We start from the raw sequence: 8,237 nt of genomic DNA, 5'->3' as shown, positions 1-8,237 counted from the left end.
GTCGAGGGCGACGACGCGGGTCTCCCCCTCCCCGTAGACCTTGTTCAGGCCGGTGGCGCGGGCGGCCGCCCGGCCGGTACGGACGGCGGTTGCGGTCGACGTGGTCACGGGGGTGCTCCTTGAGGTCGCGGGGCGCGGGCTGCGGACGGCGCCGGCAGGCGGCGGGAGGTCGTCGGACGGCCGGGCCCCGGGGGCTTCCGGCCGTACCTCCATGCTCGGCCACGTGATCACGGTTATTCGTCGCTCCGCCGGACGGTTGGCCTGACCACCGCTGGGCGTACGCGCAGGTAAAGCCCTCATCCTCCGGTATGACACCGACCCTGATCGGATCTCCGTGGCCGGATAGCGCGCTTCGCATGGCCAAATCACGAACTGTTCGTCAGATGGCAAGGAAACATGACAACTTCCCCGGCTGGGAACATGCGAAAGGGCGATGAGGGCGACTAGGCTCAGGGATGGCCCGGACGGAGTCGGAGCAACACCCCCCGTCACCGCCGGGGCCGCTCCACAGGACGCCCGGATGGTGGAACGCAGACACGGGCAGCTTAAAACTGCTTGGCCGTGAGGCCGTGCCGGTTCGAGTCCGGCTCCGGGCACCAATCGACCCGGCGGGGGCGCCGATCCGGCGTCCCCGCCGGGTGTCGTTCACCGCATCCTCCTCGCGGCGTATCCCCATTTTTTTGCCAAGCCATTACCCTTGTGGTTCGGGCGGTGCAGCACCGCCACGGAGGGAATGAGCAATGAGAAGCAGCAACCCGGTCTTCTCGCGGGAGGGGTCGTTCACCCGCGAGCCCGGCTACGCGGGTTTCGGCACCACGCAGGCCCCGCAGGCCGGGAGCCCGTACGCCACCAACCCGTACGGCAACAACCCCTACGGCAACAACCCGTACGGCAACAACCCGTACGCCCAGCAGGCACCGGGGCAGCAGCAGCTGACGGACGAGCAGCTGGTGGAGATGTACAACGCGCCGTCGGCCGGTCCGCTGGCGACGGGTCGGATGACGCTCGACGACGTGGTCGCGCGGACGGCCATGACGCTGCTCACCCTGGTCGCCTTCGGCGCGCTGGCCTGGTTCGTGCTGCCGGCCGAGAACTACGGCTACGCGGTGGGCGCCAGCCTGGTGGCCTTCGTCGTCGCCATGGTGATCTCCTTCAAGCGGAGCGTCAGCCCGCCGCTGATCCTGCTCTACGCGGCCCTGGAGGGCTTCGCGCTCGGCACGGTGACGCACGTCTTCAACATCCTCCTGCCGGGCATCGCGATCCAGGCGGTGCTGGGCACGGCGGCGGTCTTCGCGGCGATGCTGATCGCCTACAAGACCGGCCGGATCCGGGTCACCCCGAGGTACACCCGGATCGGCATCGCGATCGCCATGGGCTTCGTGCTGCTGATGATGATCAACCTGGTCGCGTCGATGTTCGGCGCGGACATGGGGCTGCGCTCCGGCCCGCTGGGCATCGTGGTCGGCCTGGTCGGCATCGGCCTCGGCGCGTTCTTCCTCTCGCTGGACTTCGCGGCCATCGAGGAGGCCATCGCGCAGGGCGCCCCGCAGAAGGAGTCCTGGCGGGCCGCCTTCGGGCTCACCCTCTCGCTGGTCTGGATCTACATCGAGATGCTGCGGCTGATCGCGATCCTGCGCGGCGACGACTGATCGCCGCACCGCCGAAGCATTGCCGCCGGGCCCCGGAGCCGTTCGCTCCGGGGCCCGGTGGCTTTTGGTTAGGCTCACGGCATGCCCGATGCACAGCCCCTGGTCGAAGCCGTCGACTCCCTGGCGGATCGTTTCCGCTCCATGCCGCAGAGCCGCCTGCTGGGCGCCGTGCCCGGCCACCCCTCGCGGGCGGCGGCCGCGCTGGCGCTGGCCGCCCGGCTGGCCGCGGCGGCGCAGAGCGCCGAGGGCGGGCCGGTGCGGGGGTTCCCGGACGCCGGGGCCTTCGCGGCCGGCGACCAGCTGGCGGTGGCCGGGCACGACCTGGCGGCCGCGCTGGCGGTGCTGCCGGACGGGGCGGAGGTGGCGCTCCCGGAGGCGCAGGGCGGGCCCGCGCCGGCCGCGGCGGTGCTCGCCGGGGCGCTGGCCGAGGTGGCCGCCACGGCCGCGCTCTGCGCCTGAACTCCTCGGCGGGCAACGCCGAAGGCCGACCGGATCGGTAACCCCTTGATCTGGTCGGCCTTCTGGAGTGTGGTCAGCCGCGGGTGGTGTCGGCGGGTGGCGTCAGATGCTGGCGACGACCCGGTCGGCCAGCACGTAGACGGCGTCCTCGTCGGTGGAGAAGGTCAGCGAGTACGAGCCGGAGAACCGCGAGCCGCCGAGCAGCCGGACGTCCTCGCCGGCCCGGACGGCGTCGATCAGCCGGTAGGCGGCCTCACGGTCGCCGGGGGCGACGCAGAGCGTGGTGCCGTCGGCGAAGGCGTACACGTCCAGGGTGCCGAGCGGGCCGGGGCGCACGTCCACCAGGGCCACGCAGTCCTCGGCGAGGGTGCTCAGCCGGGTGTCGGTCCACTCGCGCGACGGCGCCTGGCTCGGTACGAAGTCGGGGTGCGAAGGGTGGCGTCGCGGGTCGGGCGCGGCCGCCGGGGCGTCCTCGACGGCAGGCTCGGTGTCCAGGAGCCCGGCCTCCAGGCCGGTGGCCAGCAGGTCGGCCTCGCGCCGGGCCCGGGCGTCGCCGCCGGCCTCGGCGGCCGGGTGGCCGGCCGGGTGGCCGGGGCGCAGCGGGGCGCCGCCCTCGGGGCCGGGCTCGGCCGGGCCGGTGCCGCCGTCGTTGATCAGGTCCTCCAGCGCGGAGCGCAGCGCCTCGCCGAACTCCGGGTCCATGGTGCCCGCGTTGTCGGCGGCGTCCTGCGGCCCGGTCGGCCGGGGGAAGAAGAGCGGCCACTCGTCGGTGGTGCCGAGCACGCTCGCGAACGGGGAGTCGAACAGTGGCGCGTCCTCGGCCGCGCGGGCCTCCTGCTCGGCCCAGAAGGCCCGGGCCTCGGTGATCTCCCGCTCGCGGTCGGCGGCCAGCGCCTCGGCGACGGCCCGGCGTATCGCGGCTTCGTCGACGGGTGCGGGCATGGCGGGGGCCGCGGCCTGCGCGTCCAGCCGGCGGGAGAGTCCCCGGAGGCGGAGCAGGACGGCGGTCGACACGGTGATCAGGATCAGCAGCAGGAGGGTGTAGACGGCGCTCACGGAACGTACTCCTAGGGAGGAGCGGAACGGGGTTACCTCTCCACACTGCCGCATGCGGGGCTGTTACCGCAGTGGCGAATGTCTAATTTGTCCGAGACTTTCGCGCTTGTCCCCAAATTGTTAGGTAACACCGTTCTACGCTGCGGAGTTGATCCGCTCCGCACTGTCGATTTCCGGTCCGGATTCGGAAGAAAAGAGGGCCGGATCGACCTCTCGGTGTGATCCGGCCCTCAATTACGCAGCGTCACTCCAAACGGGTGGTCTGGACCCTTCGGGGTTGACGCGCCGGTGCCGCCCGCAGGACGGGCGGCACTCGCGGTTCAGCTGAGGCGCTCGATGACCATCGCCATGCCCTGGCCGCCGCCGACGCACATGGTCTCCAGGCCGAACTGCTTGTCGTGCCACTGCAGGGAGTTGATCAGGGTGGTGGTGATCCGGGCACCGGTCATGCCGAAGGGGTGGCCGACCGCGATCGCACCGCCGTTGACGTTCAGCCGGTCCAGGTCGATGCCCAGGTCGCGGTAGGAGGGGATGACCTGCGCGGCGAAGGCCTCGTTGATCTCGACCAGGTCGATGTCGCCGATGGACAGCCCGGCGCGCTTGAGCGCCTGCTTCGAGGCCTCGACCGGGCCGTAGCCCATGATCTCGGGAGAGAGGGCGCTGACCCCGGTGGAGACCACCCGGGCGAGCGGGGTGATGCCCAGCTCGCGGGCCTTGGTGTCGGACATGATGACCAGTGCGGCGGCGCCGTCGTTCAGCGGGCAGCAGTTACCGGCGGTCACCGTGCCGTCCGGGCGGAACACCGGCTTCAGGCCGGAGACGCCCTCCACGGTGACACCGGCACGCGGGCCGTCGTCGGTGCTGACCACGGTGCCGTCCGCCAGCGTGACCGGGGTGATCTCGCGCTCCCAGAAGCCGGCCTTGATGGCCGCCTCGGCGAGGTTCTGCGAGCGGACACCGAACTCGTCCTGCTCGGCGCGGGTGATGCCCTTGAGCGCCGCGAGGTTCTCCGCGGTCTGGCCCATCGCGATGTAGGCGTCCGGCACCAGGCCGTCCTCGCGCGGGTCGTGCCACTCGCCGCCGCCCTCCTCGGCGCGCTTGGCGGTGCGGGCCTGGGCCTCGTCGAAGAGCGGGTTCATGGTGCCCGGCATGCCGTCGGACGTGCCGTTGACGCTGCGCGAGACGGTCTCCACGCCGGCCGAGATGAAGATGTCGCCCTCGCCCGCCTTGATCGCGTGCAGCGCCATCCGCGTGGTCTGCAGCGAGGAGGAACAGTAACGGGTGATGGTGGTGCCGGGCAGGTAGTCCATGCCCATCTGGACGGCCACGATGCGGGCCAGGTTGTGGCCCTGCTCGCCGCCGGGCAGGCCGCAGCCCAGCATCAGGTCGTCGATCTCGCGCGGGTCGAGCTGGGGCACCTTGGCCAGCGCGGCGGCGATGACGTGCGCGGTCAGGTCGTCCGGGCGGACGTCCTTGAGCGAGCCCTTGAAGGCCCGGCCGATCGGCGAACGGGTGGCGCTGACGATGACGGCTTCGGGCATGGCGGGCTCCTTGCTGAGTGACCTTCGGACTGTCCTTCGGGCTGGGTCGCCCGGGCGGCCGTCCGGCTGTGGGGGCCGGCCGGACGCGGACGTCCGGGACGAAGTTACCGTCTGGTAGTTCAGGCGTCACCCGCCCCAGCGTGTGAGCTGGCCGACGTATTCCCTTCCTCTGCCGCCGGTTCTGCCGGCGGCGCCGCCGGTGGCTGGACCAGCGGCTCCGCCGACGGTTGCGCCGCTGCCCCGGTGGGCCCCTCCACGGCCCACGCGCCCGGCAGGCCGACCCGCAGCCGGTGCCGCAACAGCGCCCAGCGCCGGGCGGCGCCCTCGCCACCGACCGCCGTCACCTCGGTACCGGCCCGGCCCGCCGCGGCCGCCGCGGCCACCGCCACCGGCAGCACCGTCTCGCCCGGCACCGGCCCGGCCGGGCGCTCCTCCTCCGGCCAGAGGCCCAGCACGGCGCAGAGCGAGGGCAGCACCGCCATCGCCGCCGTCGCATAGCCCTGGGCGGAGGGGTGGTAGCGGTCGGCGGCGAACATCTCCGGGCGCGCCGCGAACTCCGGCCCCAGCAACGAGCCGAGCGACACCGTCCGGCCGCCCGCCTCCACCACGGCGATGGTCTGCGCGGCCGCCAGCTGCCGGCTCAGCCGGCGGGCCACCCAGCGCAGGGGCGGGCGCACCGGCTTGATCGTGCCGAGATCCGGGCAGGTGCCGACCACCACCTCGCAGCCGTTGGCGCGCAGCGCCGCGACCGCCTCGCCGAGCTGGCGCACCGCGAGCTGGGCCGGGCTGTGCCGGGTGACGTCATTGGCGCCGACCATGATCACGGCGATGTCCGGGCGGTGCGGCAGGGCCAGCTCCAGCTGGCCGGAGAGGTCACCGGAGCGCCCGCCGGAGCGGGCCACGTTGACCAGCTGGACCGGTCGTTCGGCGACCGAGGCCAGGCCGGCCGCCAGCAGCGCGCCCGGGGTCTCGCGGGCCCGCAGCACGCCGAGGCCCGCGGCGGTGGAGTCGCCGAGGAAGGCCAGCACGAGGGGCGGCTGCGGGTCGGCGCCGTCGGCGAAGGCCTCACCGTAGACGCCGTCGGCCTTGGGCGGGTCGCCGTCCAGAATGCCGATGGCCTGGATGGCGAGCCTGCTCTCGGTCACCAGCACGCCCACCAGGCCCACGCCCAGCAGGCCGAGCCCCCCGCCGCCGTACGCCGCCGCAGTGGCGATCCGGCGGGCCACCCGGGCCCGCGACTCCTGTGCCCCTGGCATCCGCTGCCCCCTTCGCGTCCTCGTGCCGCCCCCGACGGGGCCTCTCTCCAGCGCACCTGTACACCCCTCCTACCCGCCTTGGCGGCGCGCTACGACGGGGGTGGGCCATCCGTGGCGGCGGGGCGGGCGGGAGGGGAGTGGCACGAGGGCGGGCTGGGGCCGGTGGCACGCCCTAGGCTTTGCAGTACCGAAAGCACTCGCATGCCCACATCCCGGGAGGACCCCCGTGCGGTACAGCAACTCGATCATCGACCTCGTCGGCAACACGCCGCTGGTCAAGCTGAACAAGGTCACCGAGGGCATCAGCGCGACAGTGCTGGCGAAGGTCGAGTACTTCAACCCCGGCGGCTCGGTCAAGGACCGGATCGCGATGCGCATGATCGAGGCCGCCGAGGCCTCGGGCGCGCTGAAGCCCGGTGGCACCATCGTCGAGCCGACCTCCGGCAACACCGGCGTCGGTCTGGCGATCGTGGCCCAGCAGAAGGGCTACAAGTGCATCTTCGTCTGTCCGGACAAGGTGTCCACCGACAAGATCAACACGCTGCGGGCCTACGGTGCCGAGGTGGTCGTCTGCCCGACCGCCGTCGCCCCGGAGCACCCGGACTCGTACTACAACGTCTCCGACCGCCTGGTCCGTGAGACCCCCAACGCCTGGAAGCCGGACCAGTACTCCAACCCGGACAACCCGGCCTCGCACTACCACTCCACCGGCCCGGAGCTGTGGGAGCAGACCGAGGGGAAGATCACCCACTTCGTGGCGGGCGTCGGCACCGGCGGCACCATCTCCGGCACCGGCAACTACCTGAAGGAGATCTCCGGCGGCAAGGTCCAGGTGGTCGGCGCCGACCCGGAGGGCTCGGTCTACTCGGGCGGCACCGGCCGGCCCTACCTGGTCGAGGGTGTCGGTGAGGACTTCTGGCCGACCGCCTACGACCGCAACGTCGCGGACGAGATCGTCGCCGTCTCCGACAAGGACTCGTTCCAGATGACCCGCCGCCTCGCCAAGGAGGAGGGCCTGCTGGTCGGCGGCTCCTGCGGGATGGCCGTGGTGGCCGCGCTGGAGGTCGCCAAGCGGCTCGGCCCGGACGACGTCGTGGTCGTGCTGCTGCCGGACGGCGGCCGCGGCTACCTGTCCAAGATCTTCAACGACGACTGGATGGCCGACTACGGCTTCCTGCCCTCGGCCACCGACGAGGCGCACATCGGCGAGGTGCTGGCCCGCAAGGACGCCATCGAGCACGAGGGCATCCCGCAGTTCGTCCACATGCACCCGAACGAGACCGTCGCCGAGGCGGTCCGGGTGCTGCGCGAGTACGGCGTCTCGCAGATGCCGGTGGTCTCCCCGGGCGCCGGGCACCCCGACATCATGGCCGGCGAGGTGATCGGCTCGGTGGCGGAGAAGCTGCTGCTGGAGGGCGTCTTCGCCGAGGAGATCCAGCTGACCGACACGCTGGACAAGGTGATGTCCAAGCCGCTGCCGGTGGTCGGCTCGGGCGAGACGGTCACCAACCTGATGAGCGTGCTGGAGAAGGCCGACGCCGCGGTGGTGCTGGTGGAGGGCAAGCCGCAGGGCATCGTCACCCGCCAGGACCTGCTGGGCTTCCTGGCCGGCCGCAGCGCGCACTGACGCCTGCTCAGCCCTCGTGACTTCCACGGCGGCTGAGACTTCGTCCACGGGCGAAGTGGTACACCGGCGTCACCTGCGCGCAGCACGCGCTTAACAACGCCCGGGCATTGTGGTGGTCAACGGCAAGACGCCGAGCGAGGCGACGGCAATCGTCCGGGAGCGGCTCCCCGGCGAGCGCGGTCGTCTCCGGACACGTCGGTCGGCCCTGACCCGGCCGGCCGTGTCCTCTCCGTAGGAGGCGCCGTCGTCCCGCCCCTGTCCGGCTCCGGCCGGTCGACAGGGTGCGGCGGCTCCTGCGGTCACCACCGCGCCAGCTGGCGCGTCTCCGCGGCTCCCGGGTGGGGGAGCCCCGGCGGAGAAGGCGGGCCGGTCCCTCCCCGGAGGGGCCGGCCCTTCCGCTACTCGCCCGCTCGCCTCCGGGGCGCTCGGGCCCGGTGCCGACGGTCGGCGCTCCAACGCCGCTCGTTCCTCACGGCGTCCTCGCTTCTCTCTTTCGGCGCCGGCGCGCCCCTTCGGTTCGGGGCGGGGCTCGCCCGCTCGCCTCCGGGGCGCTCGGCCCGGTGCCGACGGTCGGCGCTCCAACGCCGCTCGTTCCTCACGGCGTCCTCGCTTCTCTCTTTCGGCGCCGGCGCGCCCCTTCGGTTCGGGG

General features: G+C 72.6%; 6 protein-coding genes, 1 tRNA gene and 1 pseudogene. 4 read left to right on the top strand and 4 right to left on the bottom strand.

Annotated features, from left to right (window positions below; genetic code table 11):
- Positions 1 to 213: pseudogene (locus ACZ6NC_RS41600) on the bottom strand (hypothetical protein); the annotation flags it as partial.
- Between the two features lie 301 nt (positions 214 to 514).
- Between ACZ6NC_RS41600 and ACZ6NC_RS41595 the strand changes: the two are divergent.
- From ACZ6NC_RS41595 to ACZ6NC_RS41585, 3 genes are all read left to right on the top strand, one after another.
- Positions 515 to 599: transfer RNA gene (locus ACZ6NC_RS41595), tRNA-Leu, on the top strand.
- A gap of 141 nt (positions 600 to 740) precedes the next feature.
- Complete coding sequence (locus ACZ6NC_RS41590) at positions 741 to 1,649, top strand: Bax inhibitor-1/YccA family protein (protein WP_465739095.1); 909 nt, start codon at positions 741 to 743, stop codon at positions 1,647 to 1,649.
- Between the two features lie 81 nt (positions 1,650 to 1,730).
- Positions 1,731 to 2,108, top strand: coding sequence for a hypothetical protein (locus ACZ6NC_RS41585; protein WP_465739094.1), 378 nt, complete (start codon positions 1,731 to 1,733; stop codon positions 2,106 to 2,108).
- A gap of 102 nt (positions 2,109 to 2,210) precedes the next feature.
- On the opposite strand, the gene ACZ6NC_RS41580 is transcribed toward ACZ6NC_RS41585, so the two are convergent.
- The 3 genes from ACZ6NC_RS41580 to ACZ6NC_RS41570 form a co-directional block, all read right to left on the bottom strand.
- Positions 2,211 to 3,164, bottom strand: coding sequence for a hypothetical protein (locus tag ACZ6NC_RS41580; protein WP_465739093.1), 954 nt, complete (start codon positions 3,162 to 3,164; stop codon positions 2,211 to 2,213).
- A gap of 320 nt (positions 3,165 to 3,484) precedes the next feature.
- Complete coding sequence (locus ACZ6NC_RS41575) at positions 3,485 to 4,705, bottom strand: acetyl-CoA C-acetyltransferase (protein WP_465739092.1); 1,221 nt, start codon at positions 4,703 to 4,705, stop codon at positions 3,485 to 3,487.
- A 119-nt stretch (positions 4,706 to 4,824) separates the two neighbouring features.
- Positions 4,825 to 5,961 carry an SGNH/GDSL hydrolase family protein gene (locus ACZ6NC_RS41570; RefSeq protein ID WP_465739091.1) on the bottom strand — a complete coding sequence of 379 codons (1,137 nt, stop codon included), beginning with the start codon at positions 5,959 to 5,961 and terminating at the stop codon, positions 4,825 to 4,827.
- Positions 5,962 to 6,187: 226 nt separating this feature from the next.
- On the opposite strand from ACZ6NC_RS41570, the gene ACZ6NC_RS41565 reads away from it, so the two are divergent.
- Positions 6,188 to 7,588 (top strand): cystathionine beta-synthase, encoded by a 1,401-nt coding sequence (locus tag ACZ6NC_RS41565; protein ID WP_465739090.1) that lies wholly within the window; start codon positions 6,188 to 6,190, stop codon positions 7,586 to 7,588.
- Positions 7,589 to 8,237: the final 649 nt, after the last annotated feature.

Source organism: Kitasatospora sp. NPDC041988 (assembly GCF_055588525.1).
This window is presented reverse-complemented; position numbering and strand designations above follow the sequence as displayed.

Bases quoted from the DNA above. Each gene is read 5' to 3' on its own strand.
- ACZ6NC_RS41585 (WP_465739094.1), top strand. From the start codon at position 1,731: ATGCCCGATGCACAGCCCCTGGTCGAAGCCGTCGACTCCCTGGCGGAT.
- ACZ6NC_RS41590 (WP_465739095.1), top strand. From the start codon at position 741: ATGAGAAGCAGCAACCCGGTCTTCTCGCGGGAGGGGTCGTTCACCCGC.
- ACZ6NC_RS41575 (WP_465739092.1), bottom strand. From the start codon at position 4,705: ATGCCCGAAGCCGTCATCGTCAGCGCCACCCGTTCGCCGATCGGCCGG.
- ACZ6NC_RS41570 (WP_465739091.1), bottom strand. From the start codon at position 5,961: ATGCCAGGGGCACAGGAGTCGCGGGCCCGGGTGGCCCGCCGGATCGCC.